General features: G+C 54.7%; 22 protein-coding genes. 10 read left to right on the forward strand and 12 right to left on the reverse strand.

Annotated elements, in window-relative coordinates:
- Positions 1 to 26 precede the first annotated feature (26 nt).
- The 8 genes from ABRZ28_RS02465 to rppH all read right to left on the reverse strand — a co-directional run bounded on the left by ABRZ28_RS02465 (position 27) and on the right by rppH (position 6793).
- A complete protein-coding gene (locus tag ABRZ28_RS02465; RefSeq protein WP_330519402.1) occupies positions 27 to 425 on the reverse strand; it encodes a prepilin-type N-terminal cleavage/methylation domain-containing protein in 399 nt (132 codons plus the stop codon).
- The gene (locus ABRZ28_RS02470) at positions 409 to 864 is read right to left on the reverse strand and encodes a YgdB family protein (RefSeq protein ID WP_330519403.1); all 456 of its coding nucleotides are present in this window, start codon (positions 862 to 864) and stop codon (positions 409 to 411) included. The genes ABRZ28_RS02465 and ABRZ28_RS02470 overlap by 17 nt, the downstream gene beginning before the upstream one ends.
- Positions 861 to 1439 (reverse strand): prepilin peptidase-dependent protein, encoded by a 579-nt coding sequence (locus tag ABRZ28_RS02475; protein ID WP_330519404.1) that lies wholly within the window; start codon positions 1437 to 1439, stop codon positions 861 to 863. The genes ABRZ28_RS02470 and ABRZ28_RS02475 overlap by 4 nt, the downstream gene beginning before the upstream one ends.
- Positions 1433 to 1954, reverse strand: a complete 522-nt coding sequence (locus ABRZ28_RS02480; protein ID WP_330519405.1) for a prepilin peptidase-dependent protein — start codon at positions 1952 to 1954, stop codon at positions 1433 to 1435. Before ABRZ28_RS02480 ends, ABRZ28_RS02475 begins: the two co-directional genes overlap by 7 nt.
- A gap of 189 nt (positions 1955 to 2143) precedes the next feature.
- The gene (gene thyA, locus ABRZ28_RS02485; protein WP_330519406.1) at positions 2144 to 2938 is read right to left on the reverse strand and encodes a thymidylate synthase; all 795 of its coding nucleotides are present in this window, start codon (positions 2936 to 2938) and stop codon (positions 2144 to 2146) included.
- 36 nt (positions 2939 to 2974) lie between these two features.
- The gene (gene lgt / locus ABRZ28_RS02490; RefSeq protein ID WP_330519407.1) at positions 2975 to 3841 is read right to left on the reverse strand and encodes a prolipoprotein diacylglyceryl transferase; all 867 of its coding nucleotides are present in this window, start codon (positions 3839 to 3841) and stop codon (positions 2975 to 2977) included.
- A gap of 162 nt (positions 3842 to 4003) precedes the next feature.
- Positions 4004 to 6250, reverse strand: a complete 2247-nt coding sequence (ptsP, locus tag ABRZ28_RS02495) for a phosphoenolpyruvate--protein phosphotransferase (protein WP_330519408.1) — start codon at positions 6248 to 6250, stop codon at positions 4004 to 4006.
- Between the two features lie 12 nt (positions 6251 to 6262).
- On the reverse strand, positions 6263 to 6793 hold the full coding sequence (rppH, locus tag ABRZ28_RS02500) for an RNA pyrophosphohydrolase (protein ID WP_319603668.1): 531 nt from the start codon (positions 6791 to 6793) through the stop codon (positions 6263 to 6265).
- Positions 6794 to 7490: 697 nt separating this feature from the next.
- On the opposite strand from rppH, the gene mutH reads away from it, so the two are divergent.
- From mutH to ABRZ28_RS02520, 4 genes are all read left to right on the forward strand, one after another.
- Entirely contained in the window at positions 7491 to 8177 is a 687-nt protein-coding gene (gene mutH / locus ABRZ28_RS02505; protein WP_319603669.1) for a DNA mismatch repair endonuclease MutH, read from the forward strand.
- Positions 8178 to 8258: 81 nt separating this feature from the next.
- Positions 8259 to 8966 carry a TerC family protein gene (locus ABRZ28_RS02510; protein WP_319603670.1) on the forward strand — a complete coding sequence of 236 codons (708 nt, stop codon included), beginning with the start codon at positions 8259 to 8261 and terminating at the stop codon, positions 8964 to 8966.
- A 178-nt stretch (positions 8967 to 9144) separates the two neighbouring features.
- Positions 9145 to 9363: a YgdI/YgdR family lipoprotein gene (locus ABRZ28_RS02515; protein ID WP_319603708.1), complete on the forward strand. Its 219-nt coding sequence runs from the start codon at positions 9145 to 9147 to the stop codon at positions 9361 to 9363.
- Positions 9364 to 9569: 206 nt separating this feature from the next.
- Positions 9570 to 10610 carry an NADP(H)-dependent aldo-keto reductase gene (locus ABRZ28_RS02520; protein ID WP_330519409.1) on the forward strand — a complete coding sequence of 347 codons (1041 nt, stop codon included), beginning with the start codon at positions 9570 to 9572 and terminating at the stop codon, positions 10608 to 10610.
- A gap of 186 nt (positions 10611 to 10796) precedes the next feature.
- Here the strand turns inward: ABRZ28_RS02520 and ABRZ28_RS02525 are convergent, their stop codons facing one another.
- The 3 genes from ABRZ28_RS02525 to trmB all read right to left on the reverse strand — a co-directional run bounded on the left by ABRZ28_RS02525 (position 10797) and on the right by trmB (position 12675).
- Complete coding sequence (locus ABRZ28_RS02525; protein ID WP_319603672.1) at positions 10797 to 11510, reverse strand: YggN family protein; 714 nt, start codon at positions 11508 to 11510, stop codon at positions 10797 to 10799.
- Between the two features lie 101 nt (positions 11511 to 11611).
- Positions 11612 to 11956 (reverse strand): YggL family protein, encoded by a 345-nt coding sequence (locus ABRZ28_RS02530; RefSeq protein WP_319603673.1) that lies wholly within the window; start codon positions 11954 to 11956, stop codon positions 11612 to 11614.
- A complete protein-coding gene (trmB, locus tag ABRZ28_RS02535; RefSeq protein ID WP_319603674.1) occupies positions 11956 to 12675 on the reverse strand; it encodes a tRNA (guanosine(46)-N7)-methyltransferase TrmB in 720 nt (239 codons plus the stop codon). Before trmB ends, ABRZ28_RS02530 begins: the two co-directional genes overlap by 1 nt.
- Before the next feature lie 164 nt (positions 12676 to 12839).
- On the opposite strand from trmB, the gene mutY reads away from it, so the two are divergent.
- The 4 genes from mutY to ABRZ28_RS02555 all read left to right on the forward strand — a co-directional run bounded on the left by mutY (position 12840) and on the right by ABRZ28_RS02555 (position 16472).
- Positions 12840 to 13946 (forward strand): A/G-specific adenine glycosylase, encoded by a 1107-nt coding sequence (mutY, locus tag ABRZ28_RS02540; RefSeq protein ID WP_319603675.1) that lies wholly within the window; start codon positions 12840 to 12842, stop codon positions 13944 to 13946.
- A complete protein-coding gene (locus tag ABRZ28_RS02545) occupies positions 13943 to 14215 on the forward strand; it encodes an oxidative damage protection protein (protein WP_330519410.1) in 273 nt (90 codons plus the stop codon). The genes mutY and ABRZ28_RS02545 overlap by 4 nt, the downstream gene beginning before the upstream one ends.
- Before the next feature lie 53 nt (positions 14216 to 14268).
- Positions 14269 to 15342, forward strand: a complete 1074-nt coding sequence (gene mltC, locus ABRZ28_RS02550; protein WP_319603677.1) for a membrane-bound lytic murein transglycosylase MltC — start codon at positions 14269 to 14271, stop codon at positions 15340 to 15342.
- 98 nt (positions 15343 to 15440) lie between these two features.
- Entirely contained in the window at positions 15441 to 16472 is a 1032-nt protein-coding gene (locus ABRZ28_RS02555) for a helix-turn-helix domain-containing protein (RefSeq protein ID WP_330519411.1), read from the forward strand.
- On the opposite strand, the gene ABRZ28_RS02560 is transcribed toward ABRZ28_RS02555, so the two are convergent.
- Entirely contained in the window at positions 16435 to 17475 is a 1041-nt protein-coding gene (locus ABRZ28_RS02560; protein ID WP_330519412.1) for an alpha/beta hydrolase family protein, read from the reverse strand. The genes ABRZ28_RS02555 and ABRZ28_RS02560 overlap by 38 nt on opposite strands.
- A 379-nt stretch (positions 17476 to 17854) precedes the next feature.
- On the opposite strand from ABRZ28_RS02560, the gene ABRZ28_RS02565 reads away from it, so the two are divergent.
- Both ABRZ28_RS02565 and ansP read left to right on the forward strand, forming a co-directional pair.
- A complete protein-coding gene (locus tag ABRZ28_RS02565; protein WP_330519413.1) occupies positions 17855 to 18265 on the forward strand; it encodes a DUF2628 domain-containing protein in 411 nt (136 codons plus the stop codon).
- A gap of 321 nt (positions 18266 to 18586) precedes the next feature.
- Complete coding sequence (gene ansP / locus ABRZ28_RS02570; protein ID WP_330519414.1) at positions 18587 to 20059, forward strand: L-asparagine permease; 1473 nt, start codon at positions 18587 to 18589, stop codon at positions 20057 to 20059.
- Positions 20060 to 20084 lie beyond the last annotated feature (25 nt).

The following is a 20084-nucleotide window of genomic DNA, read 5'->3' on the forward strand; positions in this document are numbered from 1 at the left end:
TGCTCGATGGGATGATTGCCCGCCCGTTACGGATGAGCGAATGCCGCCGAAGCCGTAGCCGGCTGACAAAACCAACGGGTGAGTTGCGCCTGATACTGTCGCGGCGTGACCGCCGTCGCCGTTACCCTGATACAATCGGCGCTTTGCGCCTGCTCCAGCAGATTAAAGCGCCATCCGCTGCCCGGCGCCGCGACGGCGGTATCGTGCCGCATTCCGGCTTCATAAACATCCAACTGCTGAGAAACCAGACGCCAGGCCTGTCGCTGTTGCCACTGATGTTGAAAAGCGCGTTGCAAGACGTCATGGTATTGCAACAGGCCCAACAGCGACACCGCAAACAACAACGCCGCCGCCAGCGTTTCCGGCAAGCTGAAACCGTTTTGCGGCGACGATCGGCGATGACTTGCCTTATTCCGCGTCGGCACAGCGCATCCTATCCTTATCCGGGCAAAAATCCAGCCAGCCACGCGCTACCGGCTGAAGCGTAACATGCCCCGCCGCCGACGTTAAGGCGACGACCCGCTGATATACCATCAGCGGACGCGGCGATGCTGGCATTGGCCCCTCTGCGCGCAGCAGCCATTGCCCCTCGTCGGAGGCCTTTCTCAGACAGGCCTTCAGCGCTTCCGTTGCAAGCGCCTGACATTGCCAACCGGCCTGCGCGTCTCGCCAACGCAGGCTCAGCGCCCAATTCAGGGAGGATAACGCCTGATTAAAGGCCCGCAAATAGTGCCGCTCGTCATTCGCCGTTCGCATTGCGGCATCAAGCTGACGTTGCAGGCCGGACATTAACAGTAGTCCAACGATGGATATCAGCATAATCATCGCCAGCGTGCCGCCGCCGGACTGGGCGCATTTTTTCATTGATTACGCCCCATAATCAAACGGGAGACTGTTTGCCGAATAATCGGCCGTTTGCTCCAGTAGCCGGCCAGCTGTAGCCGATACAGCGTTGCGCCGGGGCGATCGTTCAGACGTTGTATGCGAAATAGCGTGAGCGTCACCTCTTGCGGGTCAAACAGTTTTTCCCAGCGATCGCCCTGACAGGTATGCGCCCCGCTCTGGATCTCCAGCGCGCCGGCCCGCAGGCGATAACCGAAAGATTCTTCCTGCTGTTCGCCGCCATCCCAATTGCCGTTGCGGTTAAGATCATACGACACATTGAGGCAACTTTGCGCCATTTCCCCCGGATACTTCCCGATGCTGAGCGCCCGTCCCTGACAGGCGCCGGCGCAGAACCCCGCGCGCCGCACCTCTTTTTCAATGCCGGAGACGGCCTGGCTGAATAGCTGTTCCAGCCTGAAATATTGGGCGCTATTCTGACTTTTGGCGCGCAGCAGCGGATAGAGCTGCGCCGCAGACAGCATAATCAGGCTGCCCAGACTGAGCGCCAGCAGAATTTCCGGCAGGGTAAACCCGCGCTGCGCCATGTTTAACATAAAGGAATAGCCAGAACCTGCCGCGTTTCGCTGCACAGCCGCAGGCGCCCGCGCACCGATATCACCAGGCGCACTTTTCCCGCCGGATTCGACAGCGTGATATGGCCTGACTGAGCGGCATTGCGCAGACCATAAAAAGCGAACACCCCGCTGGTGGACTCGGTGAGCGCCAGGTCTTTGGACATGCGCGTAAATTGTCGTCCGCTATCGTCGCAACAGCCGCCGCCTTCGGCACAGCCCGATGCTGCGCGCTCGCCGTTCTCATCGCTCTCCATACACCAATATTCTCCCTGTTGCGCCAGCCGGGCAGTCAGCGTTTCATTGCGCCAATACGCCTGCGCCTGAACCCGGTTTAAAAAATCCAGCAATTGCTGCGCGCCTTGCTCCAGACGCAGCGCCTGTCGATAACCGCTCCAGGTATGCAGGCCGCCGCCGGCCAGTAACGCCACGATCGTCATCACCACTAATAATTCCAGCAAGGTGAATCCCCGCGCTGCTCGACTGATAGTTTTCATGCTGAAAGTGTAGGGATTTTAGCGAGTGAAAACAGCGAATTAACTGTTTTTTTCGTAGCGATGCGCAATATTTATCTGCAACGATGAAAAGGCTGAAAAACGATGCGGGAAGATGGGAAAAAAAGGCCGCGCAGGCGGCCTTTCAGAGCATTTTAGACGGGCTAGCAAAGACCGGTTTACGCTACGACATCAAATCGCCACCGGCGCTTTAATCGCCGGATGGGGATCGTAACCTTCGATTTCAAAATCTTCAAAACGGTAATCAAACAGCGTATCTGGCCGGCGTTTAATCACCAGTTTCGGCAGAGCGCGAGGTTCGCGGCTTAGTTGCAGCTGCGTTTGTTCCATATGGTTGTTGTAGAGATGCGTATCCCCGCCCGTCCAGACAAAATCCCCGACGGCCAGATCGCACTGCTGCGCGACCATATGCACCAACAGCGCATAGCTGGCGATATTGAAAGGCAGTCCAAGGAAGACATCGCACGAACGCTGATAAAGCTGGCAGGACAATTTACCGTCAGCGACGTAGAACTGGAAAAACGCATGACAGGGCGCCAGCGCCATCTTGTCCAGTTCGCCGACGTTCCAGGCGGAAACGATAATGCGCCGGGAGTCGGGATCCTGTTTCAACTGAGTCAGCACATTTTTCAGCTGATCGATCTGGCGCCCGTCGGCCGCGCCCCAGGAACGCCACTGTTTACCATAGACCGGGCCGAGATCGCCGTTCTCATCCGCCCATTCGTCCCAAATACTGACTTTGTTATCATGCAGATACGCCACGTTGGTATCGCCCTTCAGGAACCACAGCAGTTCATGAATAATGGAACGCAGATGGCAACGTTTGGTGGTTACCAGCGGAAACCCTTCCTGCAAATTGAAACGCATCTGATGACCGAAAATCGACACCGTACCCGTGCCTGTGCGATCGGCTTTCGGCGTTCCTTCATCGAGCACTTTTTTCATCAGATCCAGATACTGTTTCATACTACCTCACCACGAATATTAAAAAATTACGTCTGACTATTGCCGGGCTGGCTGACGTCGATAGGCCCAGAGCATCATCAGGATACCCGCTATCACCATCGGCAACGACAAGATCTGCCCCATACTGAAGATATTACTGAACAGCCCCAGTTGCGCGTCCGGCTGGCGGAAAAATTCCGTAATGATGCGGAAAACGCCGTAGCCGATCAGGAACAGCCCGGAAACGCTGCCCATCGGGCGCGGTTTACGGATAAACAGATTCAATATGATAAACAGCGCGATGCCCTCAAGCGCCATCTGATACAGCTGAGAGGGATGGCGCGGCAGCATGCCGTACTGGTTGAAAATGGCCTGCCATTGCGGATTTCCGGCCGCCAGCGCCAGATCTTCACTGCGCGATCCCGGAAACAGCATCGCCCACGGCGTATCGGTGGTCACGCGTCCCCACAGTTCGCCGTTAATAAAGTTGCCCAGGCGCCCGGCCCCCAGGCCAAACGGGATAAGCGGCGCAATGAAATCAGCCACCTGGAAGAAATGACGTTTCGTGCGGCGAGCGAACCACAGCATCACGCAGATGACGCCGACCAGACCGCCATGGAACGACATACCGCCGTCCCAGACTTTGAATAAATAGAGCGGATTTTCCAAAAACGACGGGAACGCATAGAACAAGACATAGCCCAGGCGACCGCCGACAAACACCCCGAGGAAGCCCATATACAACAGGTTTTCAACTTCATCCCTCTTCCAGCCGCTGCCGGGTTTGTTGGCCCGGCGAATAGCCAGCCACATGGCAAACACAAACCCAACCAAATACATCAGTCCATACCAGTGTAAGGCCACAGGTCCAATGGAAAAAATCACCGGATCAAACTGAGGAAACGCCAGATAGCTCGTCGTCATCGTTCACCACATATTTTGTTGTATTGTCCCCGGGCAGGGAATATTGATCGGTTAAGACGGGGCGTTCGCCAGCCAACCGAGGTGGCGAATCATAACATAGCGCGCCGAATCCGGTGGTTATCCGTATAGGAAAAGTTCTGTAAAGCATTTACGATCCGCCGTTTAGCGACCGCCGCGAATCAAACCGCCCAGCCCGCGTTCTTCAATAAAAATTGAGGCCCATTGCCGGACTTCCTTAGCGCTCTGGGCTTGCAACAGCTTGTGCGCCAGCGTTCGCACCTCGGCTAATTCGATCTGCCGCAGCAGATATTTAATGCGCGCGACGCTGCGCCCATTCATGCTGAGCGAGCGATATCCCAACCCCATCAGCATTAAGGCGCCCAGCGGTTCGCCGGCCATCTCGCCGCACACAGAGCACGGAATGTTATGACGGAGACACTCGGTGGCAATGATATGCAATACCTGGAGCATCGACGGATGCAGGCTGTCATACAGCGAAGCCACATGGGTGTTGTTACGATCCGCCGCCAGTAAATACTGCGTCAGGTCGTTGGAGCCGACGGAAACAAAGTCGACGCGGGATGCCAGATGCGGCAGCAGAAAAACCATGGACGGCACTTCGATCATGATGCCGATGCGCGGTTTAGGCTGCGGGAATCCCATCAGCTCTTCCACTTCGCTTATCGCCTGTTCGATCAAACCACGGGCCTCATCGATTTCATCCAGGCTGCTGATCATCGGCAATAAGATATTCAAATTGCCGATATGCGCATTCGCACGCAGCATGGCGCGAATTTGGATTAAAAATATTTCCGGCTGATCGAGGGTAATGCGAATGCCGCGCCAGCCAAGACAAGGATTCTCTTCACTGATGGGTAAATAAGGCAAGGGCTTATCCGCGCCGATATCCAACGTGCGCAACGTCACCGGACGCGTCGGATAGAGTTGCAACATACTCTGATATTGCGCCGTCTGTTCATCTTCGGACGGAAAGCCGCTTTGCAGCATGAACGGGATCTCGGTGCGATACAGCCCTACCCCATCAACCTGATTAATGTAGAATTTCTCATGATCCGTGCTTAACCCGGCATTCAGCATCACTTTGACACGCTCACCGCTTTTCAAGGCGGCCGGGCGCTCAACGTCATCTTCGGCTAAACGCGTTAACTCATGCTCTTCAACCAACAGCCGCTGATATTCCTGCACCAGCGCCGGTTCGGGATCCACCAGCAGCTCGCCGCGATAACCATCGATAATCAGTAAACGTTGATTAAGCTGATCCGGTTCAATATCGACGCCGACCAGGGTAGGGATCCCCATGGCGCGCGCCAGAATCGCCGCATGCGAATTCGCCGCGCCGTCGGATACCACGACGCCCGCCAGCCGTTCCTGCGGCAGTTCCGCCAACAGCGTCGCCGTCAGCTCATCGGCAACCAGAATAAAACGTTCAGGCCATTGCCCGAGACTTTGCGCGTTATCGTCAAGGTGGAACAGTAGCCGTTGCCCTAATGCGCGCAAGTCGCCGGCGCGTTCCCGCAGATAGGTATCCTGCAAATTGGAAAACTGCGCGGCGAAACGTTCAATCACCAGCTTGACGGCCCACTCCGCCGCATTACCGGCATCCACTTCCTGAAACAGCTCGCGCTTGAGGCGCGCATCGTTCAGCAGGTGGGTGTACAAATCAAAAATAGCGGCGCTCTCTTTTTGCGCGCCGGCGCTGAAACGCTTGCTGAAGCGGCGGAACTCCGTCGTCGCTTCTTCCAAAGCCTGTGTTAATCTCCCTCGCTCCCGCTCGCTATTCAGACTGGAAGCCGGGAAAACATGTTCCAGCGAAGGCTGGCTACAGTCGCACCAGCCCGGCGCCAGCGCGACGCCGGGCGAGGCCGCCAGCGCCTTTATCCGCGCCTGACGGTAGCGGCCAAACAAGGTTTTAATCTGCGACAGGGAAAGGATGGCCGCCATCTGCGTCGCCAGCGTGACCATAAACGACTCTTCGTTTTTATCAAACTGACGATGCTCGCGCTGCTGCACCACCAAAACGCCCAGCAACTGACGGCGGTGAATAACCGGCACGCCCAGAAAAGAGCGGAAATGCTGTTCTTGTACGGCGGGAATATATTTGAAGCTGGGATGAGCGCGGGCATCGGCCAGGTTAATCGGCTCGGCGCGCTGTCCCACCAGCCCGACCACGCCTTGTCCGAAGGCGAGCGTGACGGCGCGTCCGCGCGGTTTTTTCAATCCGCGCGTCGCCATCAGGTAGTAACATTGATGATCGTGATCGGCCAGATAAATTGAACAGACTTCCGTGTCCATTGCCTGGCAGGTTTCATTGACCAGAATTTCCAGCGCATCATTAAGGCGGGCCGCCGCCGCTACTTTTTCGACAATTTCTCGCAAGCGCGTGAGCATGATGAGCCTGTATTACCCTCTTTTTCGCCGAAAGCCGGACGACGACGTCCGAACCGCGGTATTCTCCTGAAGTTGTATCACCGGGCTGATAAATTCCTTCATCACCCGACGATAAACATCGCGTTTGAAAGAAACAACCTGACGAACCGGGTACCAGTAACTGACCCAGCGCCAACCATCGAACTCAGGCGTGCCACTGCTTTGCATATTGATGTCCGACTCATTACACATTAACTGTAGCAGAAACCATTTTTGCTTTTGGCCGATACATACCGGTTTTGTATCCCAACGCACCAAACGTTTTGGTAATTTATAGCGTAACCAGCTACGGGTAGAGGCCAGAATACGAACATCTTTTCTTCTTAACCCCACTTCCTCATACAGTTCACGGTACATCGCCTGTTCCGCGCTTTCTCCGGGGTTAATTCCCCCCTGGGGAAACTGCCAGGAGTGCTGACCGTAACGACGGGCCCACAAGACCTGTCCCTGCCGATTACAAATTACAATGCCAACATTCGGGCGGTAGCCATCATCATCGATCACCGGACTACCTCGATAGACTTAAATGCAAAGATAACTTGATTGTTTCACACTCCCGCCAGACGGTAAACCACTGCTTGGAACAGTTATCGTTCTAATAAGAGTCAGATAACCCACAGACTTCATCAAAGTTATAAACATGTTAAGTTCAATATCGCCGTTTTATTCACTATTTCTGTGGACATCTTTGTGCAGAACCCATGAAAAAGTGAGTAAAACTTATTTTTCAGGTAAAAATCGCCCCGCGGAAAATAAAAAAATAATTATTATTTTTCATAAAATTAGGTATTTTCTTAACAGCTAGATCACTGAGAGATCCTCTGAGTGAACGACCATCGCCGAAATAGTGGCGAAAGATCGCGCTATGCCGGTTTTATCCACAGAACCTTATCCCTCATCAGGCAAAAAACAGACAAAAACAGCAAAATCCCCGCGCGTCAAGGCTGTAAATCAAACCAGTAATCCCTCTTTATCCGGGTTATCCAATAAATCTGTGGATAAGATGGTGTAAGATCCTGTTCATTGTTAGCGTCTACAAGTGCACAGTTTACGAAACGCGAATCGGCAAGCGGGATTGTACTTAAAAAAATCGCTATGAATCATGCTATTATTGAGTTTCTCAACAGACTTTCCGCTTGTGCACGAATGCGTTTCAAGCATTGTGTTTTTTTTGAACAGAAAAAATCAGGCTATGGATTTTATGAATTCACCCTCCGTATCCGCTACGCCGCCGCAGAGCGAGCAGGAACTGTTGCTGCGCGCCCAGTCGCTGGCGGGCTACAATCTGGCCGAGCTGGCGGACATCGCGCGACTGCCTCTGCCGGCGAATCTGAAACGGGATAAAGGGTGGATCGGCATCCTGCTGGAGCACTTTCTGGGCGCCAGCGCCGGCAGTAAACCGGAACAGGATTTCCCCGATATCGGCATTGAACTGAAGACCATCCCCATTGACGAACAGGGACGGCCGCTGGAGACCACCTTCGTATGCGTTGCGCCGTTAACCGGCAACAGCGGCGTCACCTGGGAAAGCTGCCACGTTCGCCATAAGCTGGCGCGGGTGTTATGGATACCGGTCGAAGGCTCGCGGCACATCCCTCTGGGCGCACGTCGCATCGGCGCGCCGCTTATCTGGAGCCCCAGCCGGGAAGAGGAAGAGCAACTGCGGCGCGACTGGGAAGAACTGATGGACCTGATTGTTCTCGGCCGGGTGGAAAGCATCACCGCGCGCCACGGCGAAGTGCTGCAATTGCGTCCCAAAGCGGCGAATAGCCATGCGTTGACGGAAGCGATCGGCGAGTTCGGACAACCGATTCTGACCTTGCCCCGCGGATTCTACTTAAAGAAAACATTTACCGCCCCCTTGCTGGCGCGCCATTTTCTGCTGTAACCTGCGACGCTTTTTCTTGCCTGCTCACCAAGACAGCAGCGTATAATATCGTTTACATTTCGTTTAAGGTGCTTTGATATAATGTTCGATTGGATTGTTGACCCGAATGCCTGGTTAGCTCTGGGTACGCTAACTATTCTGGAAATCGTTCTGGGTATCGACAACATTATTTTTCTGTCGTTAGTTGTCGCCAAATTACCCAAAGCTCAACAAAATAAAGCGCGTCGTATAGGACTCATGGGCGCCATGCTTATGCGTCTGGGATTGCTGGCGTCCATCGCCTGGGTTATCCGCCTGACCAATCCGTTGTTTACCGTATTAGACAATGAGATCTCCACGCGCGACCTGATCCTGTTTTTCGGCGGATTATTCCTGATCTGGAAGTCGATCAGGGAAATTCACGACATGGTGGATGGCGGTTCTGAAGATCACGTCTCGCAGGTGCATTCCTTTTTCGGCGCGATCGTTCAGATCATGCTGCTGGATATCATCTTCAGCCTGGACTCGGTGATTACCGCCGTTGGCCTTTCCGACCATCTGTTTATCATGATGGCGGCAGTGATCATTGCGGTTGGCGTCATGATGTTTTCCGCCCGGGCCATCGGCGAGTTTGTGGAGCGTCACCCGTCGGTCAAAATGCTGGCGCTGGCATTTCTGATCCTGGTGGGATTCACCCTGATTCTGGAAAGCCTCGATGTGCATGTACCGAAAGGCTACATCTATTTCGCCATGTTCTTCTCCATGTCGGTGGAAGCGCTGAATCTGCTGCGCGGTAAAAAAACCAAGTGACGGATTAAGGAAATCGCCCCCCACGGACCAGGGGGGCATTCATGGCGACCTTGCGCGCTTGATCATTAAATCTCAAATCCCTGACGGGGTTTTCCCACTATTCTTACTCAACCTTAACACTCTATTTGTTAGACTCGCGCAATAGCTCCGTTTTGACTATCGGCAACAGGTAATGATGATGAAAGTTTGGATGAAAATGGCGGTCACGCTCGCGTTATTGTTCACCCTGTGCGGCTGCGCCAGTAACTACGTGATTGCGACGAAAGAGGGAGAGATGCTGCTGACGCACAGTAAACCGATCCTGGACAAGGATACCGGCATGATCGCCTACATTGACGAAGAGGGTAACGAGAAACACATTAACAACGATCGGGTTTCCCAGATAATCGAACGCTGATTTTCACTATTTTCAGGCAACCTTTCGATACGCCCCCGCAGTTTTAGACAATAAAGACGCTTCCCCACACGGCGCGGCTTCGTTATAGTCAAACCCAGGTGTTGATACCCAAGCGCTTTCAAGATGCAGGAAGCCAACCCCTGCGACTTGCAGCATGACGAGTATAGATGCGCACCTGCCGTTCTCAGAGATAAAGGAAGCTGGCAATGCTATATCACCGAATTCCCCACAGTGCTTTAGAAGTGAGTGTTCTGGGTCTTGGCACCATGACCTTTGGCGAACAAAACAGCGAAGCCGAAGCGCATGCGCAACTGGATCACGCCATTGCCGCCGGCGTCAACCTGATTGACACCGCCGAAATGTATCCGGTGCCGCCGCGGCCGGAAACCCAGGGATTAACCGAAAGCTATATTGGTTCCTGGCTGAAATCCCGGGGCGGACGTGAAAAACTGATTCTGGCCAGCAAAGTGGCCGGCCCGGTTCGCGGCAACGATAGCGGCATCCGCCCGCAGCAGGCGCTGGATCGAAAAAACATCCGCGACGCGCTGGATGAAAGCCTGAGGCGTCTGAACACCGATTATCTCGATTTATATCAACTGCACTGGCCGCAGCGGCAAACCAACTGCTTCGGCAAACTGAGTTATCAGTATACGGATGACAAACCGGCCGTGACGTTATTGGAAACGCTGGAAGCCCTGAACGAACAGGCGCGGGCTGGGAAAATCCGTTATATCGGCGTGTCCAACGAAACCCCATGGGGCGTAATGCGTTATCTGCATCTGGCGGAGAAACACGACCTGCCGCGCATTGTGTCGATTCAAAACCCCTATAGTTTGCTGAACCGTAGTTTTGAAGTGGGTCTGGCGGAGATCAGCCAGCATGAAGGCATTGAGCTATTGGCCTATTCCGCGCTGGCATTCGGCACGCTGACCGGGAAATATCTTAACGGCGCGAAGCCCGCCGGCGCACGCAACACGCTGTTCAGCCGCTTTGTGCGCTATAGCGGTTCGCATACTGAACAGGCGATTGCCGAATATGTGGCGCTGGCGCGCAAACACGGTCTGGATCCGGCGCAAATGGCGCTGGCCTTCGTGCGCCAGCAACCGTTTGTCGCAACCACGCTGCTGGGCGCGACGTCGGTGGAGCAGTTGCAGACCAACCTCGACAGCCTGGCGCTCACGTTGGATAGAGAAATACTGGACGAGCTGGAGGCTATCCACCGCCGCTTTACCATTCCGGCGCCTTAAAGACCGAAACCGGGCCATCCACTGTGGCCCAATCCCGCCATCCCCTGCGCCCCAATCCGTCATCCCTGCGGTTCAACCACGTTATCCCCGCGATCCAATCCCGTCATCCCCGCGGCCCAATCCCGTCATCCCCGCGGCCCAATCCCGTCATCCCCGCGGCAGTAGGCGGGGATAAGGGCAGGAGAATTATTTCAAGGTTTGCAACAAACTTTTACGCTGATTCTCCAGCGAGGTGACCCGGCCGCATACCTCGTTGCCGAAGCTCTGAAACGCCATTTCCTGGTTGTTCCACTCGCTCTGAATGGCTTTCTGCAAACCACCGAGATTGCCCATCATCACCTGTAGCGGATTGCCGCCGCTCGACATCTGCTTGACGCCCATTTCGTTCAGGCTGTCTTGCAATACGCCGCCCATGCTTTGCTCGACGATCTGCTTGCCGTCCTGTTCAACCTGCTTAATCGCCTGATGGTGGAAAGTCAGGCCATCGCTGCGCTGTTCGATAATGCGGTTCATCTGCTGTTTGAGCTGTCCATTCAGCGTGGTCAGCCGGTTACGCACGTTACTGTCGCTGCCCAGTTCCTGCACAATCACTTTATCCAGCGCCACGCGCGCTTTTTCCAGATGCTGCCGCGCGCCCTGATCGATCCAGGGAAGCTGCTGGCGTAAATCCGCCTGATAGGCTTTGGACTGCCGGCGCTGCTCGGCGCTAAGCGTCTGCGGCACGCCGTTACGTATAATGTCGCCCTGCGGAGATATCTGTAAATTTCCGCTGGCGCCGATGACCTGCACATGTTGCGGACTGATAACGATATCGTCCTGCGGATTAACATTACACTGGTAGGCGGCCTGAGCCTGCCAGGCTAACATCATCAATAAACCCAGAGTCATTTTACGCAGCATATTTTCTCCTGAGGGAAACAGCGAGGGGACGGTGAACGGTCCGCCCGTCGCGGGGCGGAAAGCGGCTGGATAACGGCGCGGTTAACCAGCCTGAGCAAGATCTAGATCAGTTCCTCTGGCAAATCCCACCAGATATCAAACAGTTCACTGACCTTCACGTCCGTCAGACTTTGACCTTCCAGCCAGTGACCGACCAACAGGCGGTGCTCGTCCGTGCAGTGACCGATTTCCTGTAGGCAGACCAGCCCCTGCCATTGCAGATAACCGCTGCCTTCGAACGCCAGCCCGTTGGGCTCAATCACGTCATCAACGAACTTATCCATCATCCGATCGATATCGTCAACGCTGGTCCCTTCGGGGAAGCGCCAACTCACGGAAAATCCCAGTTCCTGAAACTCATCAATGTGTAGTTTTTTACGTAAACGACGGCTACGAGCTTGTGCCATTATTTCATCCTCTCAAACATCAGATCCCAAACGCCATGCCCTAAACGCTGGCCGCGAGCTTCAAATTTCGTCAGCGGACGTGATTCCGGCCGCGCAACATAGTCATTATTATCGGAAAGATTACGATATCCTGCGACGGAGCCCATCACTTCGAGCATATGCTGGGCATAAGGTTCCCAGTCCGTCGCCATATGGAAAACACCGCCGACCTTTAATTTGCGCAGCACCAGTTCAACGAACGGAACCTGCACAATACGGCGCTTGTTATGTCGGGCTTTATGCCACGGGTCGGGAAAGAAAAGCTGCACCATCGACAGCGAACCGTCGGGGATCATGCTTTCCAGCACTTCCACCGCGTCATGACACATGACGCGCAGGTTGCCGACCTCCGCCTCATGCGCGGAAGAAAGGCACGCGCCGACGCCCGGCAGATGCACCTCAATGCCGAGGAAATTCTGTTCCGGATGCTGCGCCGCCATCGTCACCAGCGACGCGCCCATACCGAAACCGATCTCCAGCACCACCGGCGCATCACGGCCGAACAGCGAGGTAAACGCCAGCGGTTCGGCCTGAAACGCTACGCCCATCACCGGCCAATAGTTATCCAGCGCCTGTTGTTGCCCGTTGGTCAAACGCCCCTGTCGGCGAACAAAACTGCGTATGCGACGCAGCGGGCGTCCGTTTTCATCAAATTCCGGTGAGATGACGTTATTAATCATAAAGAGTGTTTACTGTCTGTCCGATTTCGTTAAGGAAACGCGCATTATGCAAGGATACTGTGGTTTAGCAAGAGCGCCGCCTCGGAAAGTTCCGGTTTACAGCACATTCACTCTGTGCTGGAATCGCTGTCAAACTTTTTACCTGCCGGATAGTGATCCCTTTTATGATGCAAGCGCAACAGTTCGCGCACCAGGTGCTGAACTGGTACCAACGCTATGGCCGAAAAACCCTGCCCTGGCAGCTTGAGAAAACGCCTTATAAGGTATGGCTGTCCGAAGTGATGCTGCAACAAACGCAGGTCGCCACGGTCATCCCCTATTTTCAACGTTTTATGTCGCGCTTTCCGGATGTGAAAGCGCTGGCCGCCGCCCCGCTGGACGAAGTGCTGCACCTGTGGACCGGGCTGGGCTACTACGCCCGCGCCCGTAACCTGCACAAGGCCGCGCAGACCATCGTGGCCCGCCACGGCGGCGTGTTTCCGACCACGTTCGACGAAATCGCCGACCTGCCGGGCGTCGGGCGCTCTACCGCCGGCGCCATCCTGTCGCTGTCGCTGGGACAGCATTACCCGATTCTCGACGGCAACGTAAAGCGGGTGCTGGCGCGTTGCTATGCGGTAGACGGCTGGCCGGGCAAAAAAGAGGTGGAGAAGAAACTGTGGGCATTAAGCGAATCGGTAACGCCCGCCGCCGGCGTCGAGCAGTTTAATCAGGCGATGATGGACCTGGGGGCGATGGTGTGTACCCGCAGCCGTCCCAAGTGCGAGCTCTGCCCGCTGAATAGCGGCTGCGTCGCCTACGCTAATCACAGTTGGTCGCAGTACCCCGGCAAAAAACCCAAACAGACGCTGCCGGAAAAGACCGGCTGGTTCCTGCTGCTGCAACAGGGGTCGACGGTCTGGTTACAACAGCGGCCCGCGGTCGGGCTATGGGGCGGACTATTTTGCTTTCCGCAGTTCAACCAGCGCAGCGAATTGGAACTCTGGCTGCGACAACGTGGTCTGAACGCTGATGGACTGCAACAGCTCGTCGCTTTCCGGCACACGTTCAGCCATTTCCATTTGGATATCGTGCCGATGTGGCTGGCTGTTTCACAGCAGGATATCCCACAAACCGGGTCTTGCATGGATGATGGCCCAGGTCTCTGGTATAACTTAGCGCAGCCGCCCTCTGTCGGATTGGCCACCCCGGTTGAACGCCTGCTGCGCGAATTGGCCCAGCCACAGCCAATACAATCGAATGCCTGCAAAATTAACGAGGAAGAAGCATGAGCAGAACCATTTTTTGTACTTTTTTACAACGTGAAGCCGAAGGGCAGGACTTTCAGCTCTATCCCGGAGAACTGGGCAAACGCATCTACAACGAGATATCAAAAGACGCCTGGGCGCAATGGCAAGCCAAGCAAACCATGCTGATCAACGAAAAGAAGCTGAGCATGATGAACGTTGAAGATCGCAAACTGCTGGAACAGGAAATGGTCAAGTTCCTGTTTGAAGGTAAGGACGTGCATGTCGAAGGTTACACGCCTCCGAGTCATTGATATTGCAGGGCCGGACGGCCCTTTTGCGCCCTTATTCCGACACGGCTTTTTATATGAAGAAAATTTTAGCTCTGCTGATCATCGCACCGTTATTGGTTTCCTGTTCGGGAAATAAAAGCTCGACCGACAATGAAGCGTTCATCAAGGATACCAATGCCTTTGACATTCTGATGGGACAGTTCGCCCATGATATCGAGAATATCTGGGGCATGAATGAAGTCCTGATTGCCGGGCCGAAGGACTACGTAAAATATACCGACCAATATCAGACCCGCAGCCACATCAACTTCGATGCCGGTACCATCACCATTGAAACCATCTCGGCGACCAACTCCACGGCCAGTTTGCGCCAGGCCATCATCACCACCCTGCTGATGGGCGATGACGCCAGCAACACCGACCTGTATTCGGACGCCAACGACATTCAGATCAGCCGTGAGCCCATGCTGTACGGCCAGGTGCTGGACAATACCGGAGAGCCGATCCGCTGGGAAGGCCGCGCCGCCAACTTTGCCGATTACCTGATACAAAACCGATTGCAAAAACGCAATTCCGGGCTGCATGTTATCTGGTCGATCACCATCCAGTTAGTCCCCAACCACCTGGATAAGCGCGCGCACAAATACCTGCCGCTGGTGCGCAAAGCCGCGGAGCGCTATGGCGTTGAGGAGTCGCTAATCCTGGCCATCATGCAAACCGAATCCAGCTTCAACCCTTATGCCGTCAGCCATGCGGACGCGCTGGGATTGATGCAGGTCGTCCAGCACAGCGCCGGCCGCGACGTCTTCAAAATGAAAGGGAAATGGGGACAGCCAAGCCGCAGCTACCTGTTCGATCCGGAAAATAACATTGATGCAGGCACCGCTTATCTGTCGATCCTGAAGAATAGCTATTTAGCCGGCATTGAGAACCCGACGTCGCGGCGCTACGCCGTTATCACCGCCTACAACGGCGGCGCGGGCAGCGTATTGCGCGTGTTCTCCAGCGACAGGAGCCGTGCTATCGATGTTATCAACGGCATGTCGCCGAGCGACGTGTATAACACGCTGACCACCAAACATCCGTCAAGCGAGTCACGGCGTTATCTGTATAAGGTCAATTCCGCCCAGAAGAATTACCGCCGCTAGCGATATCGCAATAATAACGGCTGAGCCTCTGGTACGGATGACCAGAGGCTCGGTATCATAAGCGCCTCCATCCCTATCCGACTGCACAAGGAACCGGCATGCCCGCAATACCGTTACCTTTTATCACCGCGTTCCTGCTCATCGTCCTTTTCCTGCGCCTGCGGCGCGTTAACGGCAACCGCCGTTCGACAAAAACAGAAACGGCGTTTGTCGCCGTCAGTTGTCTCGCCATCGCCCTATGCGGATTTCACTGGGGTACATCGCTGCCGCTGCCCGCCTTTTTACAGCCGATTGTCGCCGCCGCCGTGCCTGCGCTGTTTTGGCTGAGCTTCAAACCGGACATTCGCGACGGCGGACAGCGCACACGTTACTGTCGGCATCTGCTTCCCGTGGTCGGCGTGGCCCTCCTGACGGCCATGAAAACCTACCTGCTCGATTTATCGCTGCTGATGATTTACGCCGGTTATGGCGTCGCGCTGGTTCATGCATCATGTGCTCAGCCATCGGAACAGCCGCGATGGAAAAGAACGTCCTTTCTGGCCGGCGTTTATTTTATCTTCTCAGGCCTGGCGGATATCGCCATCGCGCTGGATCTGGCTATTTTTGACGGCAGGCAGGCGCCGGGAATCATTGCCGCCGCCCACATGGCCACACTCGTCGTTCTGACCGTTCTGATTGTGACGAAAAATCCCTCCCTGGCGGGAGCGGCAGAGCAAAAAGACAGCGACGACATACAGCCCGCCAGCGCTGAAGATCGGGCGCTGGCGGAAAAACTGGACCAATTGATCCGCACCCATAATCTCTATACCGACCCCAATATGACGATCCAACGCCTTGCCCGTCGGCTGGGCATCCCTACCCGACAACTTTCGGAAGCCATTAATCGCGTTTACGGACGCAATATCTCTCAAATCGTGAACGGCTATCGTATTGATGAGGCCCGGCGATTACTCAGCCAGACGGATGAACGCATCACCGACATCATGTTGGCCTGCGGTTTCCAGACCAAATCAAACTTCAATCGGGAGTTTTTGAAATCCACGGGAATGACTCCCAGCCAGTGGCGACGCGCCAACGCTTCATCAGCCGCCGCTAGCGCCGTTGCCATGCCTGCGCCAGAAAGCCGCTGATCTTCTCGATCAGCGCAAGATGAATAGCCTCGCGGGAACCCCCGGCGCCATCCATGCAGATAATGCCCTCACCCGGATCTGAGGCATTGATGAGGTCTGCCGCGCCCGGTTTGCAAAGCTGCATAAAGCTAAAATGCGTGGCATCAGCGCTCTCCCAATATTGGGACATTTCTCCCGGCAGAGACTTCATCAGATACTGTGACTCAAGCGAGGCCGGCAGAACGGGATCGGGAACGCCGGCGGCGATAACCAGTACGGGTATGCTCACGGCGGCAAGACTCGCCGGGGTAAAGCCGCTCGCCAGTCCGAGGTCGAGCGAAACGACCGCGCTGACCCGTTGATCCCGCGCAGACGCATCAATCCGCGCTCTCGACTTTGCATCCTTTCCCGCGCCGATCGCCTGATAGGTTTTGCAGGAGGCGAGCTGTGGCCGCGTCAGGCAATCCTCTGCGAACCGTTCGGCGTTGAAACGCGCGCCGGCCACGGCTAATGCCGTCCAGCCGCCCAGTGAATGTCCGATCACGGCAACCTGCTCCGATGCCGTCTTCCCTGCAATATCCGAACTTTCCTGCAAAGCGGTAATCACCCGGCTGATGTCGTCGGGCCGCAGCCAAAGTTTCGCCGCCAGCGCGGGTTTCATATCGAAGGATGTGGTGCCGGGGTGATTAATGGCCGCCACGATATATCCTTTTTGCGCCAGCGCGTAGGCCAGCCAAAGTTGATTGCGCCAGTTTCCGCCATAACCGTGGGAAAGCACCGCCAACGGATGTAAACCTGACCGCGGCGGCGCATCGTTAATCACCGGCACGCCGAAAAAAGCGGTATTCTCGCCGAGCGGCGCCGTATCCCCGGCGGCATCCGTCGGATACAGCACGACGCCGCTCAGCGCTCGTCCCCCCCGATCGTCGGCCAAATCCAACTGCCGATAGCCCACAGCTGAAGAGGTCGGCGACGAGAAACACAACAGACAACCCCAGGTAAAAACGATAAAAAAGAATTTCATAATGGAAAGCTCCGCTAGCCCCCGACAACGTTTACCGCGCAAAAATGCGTATACGCGGCGATGTGAACAATGAAGGGAATAAATGAACGTCGCCTTTTTACTGAAAGTTACCGTTGCAAGAGACCTAAAACGCTATTTAGTACCTTTTATTTGCTAAAACGGCGCATCGCGGGGAATCGCAAAATAGCATGACGGCGCCTATGACCGCCTCCTGCGCACGAACAGACGCTGCTAATAATACAATTTTAAATCATTATGTTAGCCTGGTATTTTCAGACTGCGGCGAGTCGATATTTTATAGCAAGATAACCTATCTGATAGTAAAATTGCGCCGCACTGATTATTCAAGTCCGATGATCAAATAAGAGAAGGGAGCACCATGAAAACAACGGAAACAGGTAAGTATTCGAAAAAATGGCAAACCCGTTTCGATTTTTTTGAGCGATACGGCGCACCAAAAACAAAAGAATTCCGCATCGCCATCAGGCAAGAAAAGTTTTTCCGGCGCCTGCTGATTAATATGAATTACTATGCATTCTTCTTTGGCTGCATCTATTTCTTCATCATCGGGTTATGGCGAAAAAACCTCGCCCTGATTGCGATAATAGCTGTATTCAGTGTTATTCAGTTGATGGTGGAAGAGGCGACCGGCTCGCGCTTCCCGGCTGTCTTCGATCTGATTATTAATCTCTTAACCGCGATGATTTGGGGAATAACGGCAAATTACGCTTATTATCTCAACGAGGTAAAAGGCAGCAAAAGTTGGAATCCATTCGAAGGAATATTATAAGACGTAAAACAATCGTGTCTGAAAAAATAAAGCGCCGCACAGCGAGTCATCAATCCCGTTAAGCACCGCCATCCGCGTATCCGACAGTCAGTAAGGCAGCCTTACTGACTGCAATAATGCCGGCCAACCGTCCCCCTCTGCGGAAACGCATTTTTGCCACCCATGTCGAGAAAGGGTAACATTGACGCCATTTTTTGCGCCATTACCTTTGAATTGGCAAAATCGGTTTAACAAATTCAGAGCAAATAAAAAACACAACATATTTAAATTCAACATCTTACAAAATTAAACATGAGTAACCGACAGGTGTACAGGTAAGTAATGACTCAAAGCAAAAGAACAAATAGCGGACATGATGCAAACCAAAAACGACGTTGGCTGGACTCACATGAAGCAGGTTATAACAAAGGATTAGGTAATCGTCACGTTCAAATGATTGCCATCGGCGGTTCTATCGGCACCGGACTGTTTCTCGGCGCCGGCGCGCGTTTACAGATGGCCGGCCCGGCGCTGGCGCTGGTCTACCTGACCTGCGGCATTTTCGCATTTTTCATTCTGCGCGCGCTGGGCGAGCTTATCGTCCACCGTCCGACCAGCGGCAGCTTCGTCTCCTACGCCCGTGAATTTTTAGGCGAAAAAGCCGCTTATGCAGCGGGCTGGATGTATTTCCTCAACTGGGCCATGACCGGCATCGTCGACATCACCGCGGTGGCGCTTTATATGCACTACTGGGGTACCTTCGCCGACGTGCCGCAATGGCTTTTTGCATTGATTGCCCTGTCTCTCGTCACCATGATGAACCTGATCGGCGTGAAATGGTTTGCCGAAATGGAGTTCTGGTTCGCGCTGATCAAAGTGGCCGCTATTTCTCTGTTTCTGGTGGTGGGGAGCGTTTATCTCGGCATAGGCACGCCCCTGGACGGTAACCAGACCGGCTTGCATCTGATCACCGATAACGGCGGCATCTTCCCGCACGGACTCTTGCCTGCGCTGGTGCTGATGCAAGGGGTGATTTTCGCCTTCGCGGGCGTGGAAATGATCGGTATTACCGCCGGCGAGTGCCGGAATCCGGAAACCGTGCTGCCGAAAGCCGTGAACAGCGTGATCTGGCGTATCGGCATATTTTATGTCGGCTCCATCACCCTGCTGGTCTGTCTGCTGCCCTGGAACGCCTATCAGGCCGGGCAAAGTCCTTTCGTGACCTTTTTCAGCAAACTGGGCGTGCCATACATCGACTCGATTATGAACATTGTCGTGTTATCCGCCGCGCTATCCAGCCTGAACTCCGGTCTGTACTCCACCGGGCGCATTTTGCGCTCGCTGTCGCTGGGCGGGTCAGGCCCGAAGTTTCTGTCGAAGATGAGTCGCCAAGCCGTTCCTTATACCGGCATTTTAGTGACGGTGAGCATTCATATTATCGGCGTTTTTCTTAACTACATCGTGCCGTCCCAGGTGTTTGAAATCGTCCTGAATGTGGCTTCGCTGGGCATACTCTCCTCCTGGGGATTCATCATCGTCTGCCAGATGAAGCTGCGTAAGGCCATTTCTCAGGGGAAAGCCAGCCCGGTGTCTTTCAAAATGCCGTGGGCGCCGGTGACCTCCTGGCTGACGCTGGCGTTTCTGCTGGGCGTGCTGGTGCTGATGGCGTTTGACTACCCGAACGGAACCTGGACTATCGCTTCCCTTCCCATTCTGGCATTAATGCTGACCGCGGGCTGGTTAGGGCTGCGCAAGCGCAAGGCCAGCCAGGCGTCTGAAGATGAAAGCCGGGAGCAGGAGTCCGCCGCCATCTGAAGACGAACAGGCCCGGTGAACCGGG

It is taken from the genome of Brenneria sp. g21c3 (genome assembly GCF_040240345.1).
In the GTDB taxonomy this organism is placed as follows: Bacteria; Pseudomonadota; Gammaproteobacteria; order Enterobacterales; family Enterobacteriaceae; genus Brenneria.

What these genes read in the sequence shown, in the direction of transcription:
- ABRZ28_RS02470 (WP_330519403.1), bottom strand. Translation starts at nt 864, where the DNA reads ATGAAAAAATGCGCCCAGTCCGGCGGCGGCACGCTGGCGATGATTATG.
- ABRZ28_RS02475 (WP_330519404.1), bottom strand. Translation starts at nt 1,439, where the DNA reads ATGTTAAACATGGCGCAGCGCGGGTTTACCCTGCCGGAAATTCTGCTG.
- ABRZ28_RS02480 (WP_330519405.1), bottom strand. Translation starts at nt 1,954, where the DNA reads ATGAAAACTATCAGTCGAGCAGCGCGGGGATTCACCTTGCTGGAATTA.
- thyA (WP_330519406.1), bottom strand. Translation starts at nt 2,938, where the DNA reads ATGAAACAGTATCTGGATCTGATGAAAAAAGTGCTCGATGAAGGAACG.
- lgt (WP_330519407.1), bottom strand. Translation starts at nt 3,841, where the DNA reads ATGACGACGAGCTATCTGGCGTTTCCTCAGTTTGATCCGGTGATTTTT.
- ptsP (WP_330519408.1), bottom strand. Translation starts at nt 6,250, where the DNA reads ATGCTCACGCGCTTGCGAGAAATTGTCGAAAAAGTAGCGGCGGCGGCC.
- mutH (WP_319603669.1), top strand. Translation starts at nt 7,491, where the DNA reads ATGAATTCACCCTCCGTATCCGCTACGCCGCCGCAGAGCGAGCAGGAA.
- ABRZ28_RS02510 (WP_319603670.1), top strand. Translation starts at nt 8,259, where the DNA reads ATGTTCGATTGGATTGTTGACCCGAATGCCTGGTTAGCTCTGGGTACG.
- ABRZ28_RS02515 (WP_319603708.1), top strand. Translation starts at nt 9,145, where the DNA reads ATGAAAGTTTGGATGAAAATGGCGGTCACGCTCGCGTTATTGTTCACC.
- ABRZ28_RS02520 (WP_330519409.1), top strand. Translation starts at nt 9,570, where the DNA reads ATGCTATATCACCGAATTCCCCACAGTGCTTTAGAAGTGAGTGTTCTG.
- ABRZ28_RS02525 (WP_319603672.1), bottom strand. Translation starts at nt 11,510, where the DNA reads ATGCTGCGTAAAATGACTCTGGGTTTATTGATGATGTTAGCCTGGCAG.
- ABRZ28_RS02530 (WP_319603673.1), bottom strand. Translation starts at nt 11,956, where the DNA reads ATGGCACAAGCTCGTAGCCGTCGTTTACGTAAAAAACTACACATTGAT.
- trmB (WP_319603674.1), bottom strand. Translation starts at nt 12,675, where the DNA reads ATGATTAATAACGTCATCTCACCGGAATTTGATGAAAACGGACGCCCG.
- mutY (WP_319603675.1), top strand. Translation starts at nt 12,840, where the DNA reads ATGATGCAAGCGCAACAGTTCGCGCACCAGGTGCTGAACTGGTACCAA.
- ABRZ28_RS02545 (WP_330519410.1), top strand. Translation starts at nt 13,943, where the DNA reads ATGAGCAGAACCATTTTTTGTACTTTTTTACAACGTGAAGCCGAAGGG.
- mltC (WP_319603677.1), top strand. Translation starts at nt 14,269, where the DNA reads ATGAAGAAAATTTTAGCTCTGCTGATCATCGCACCGTTATTGGTTTCC.
- ABRZ28_RS02555 (WP_330519411.1), top strand. Translation starts at nt 15,441, where the DNA reads ATGCCCGCAATACCGTTACCTTTTATCACCGCGTTCCTGCTCATCGTC.
- ABRZ28_RS02560 (WP_330519412.1), bottom strand. Translation starts at nt 17,475, where the DNA reads ATGAAATTCTTTTTTATCGTTTTTACCTGGGGTTGTCTGTTGTGTTTC.
- ABRZ28_RS02565 (WP_330519413.1), top strand. Translation starts at nt 17,855, where the DNA reads ATGAAAACAACGGAAACAGGTAAGTATTCGAAAAAATGGCAAACCCGT.
- ansP (WP_330519414.1), top strand. Translation starts at nt 18,587, where the DNA reads ATGACTCAAAGCAAAAGAACAAATAGCGGACATGATGCAAACCAAAAA.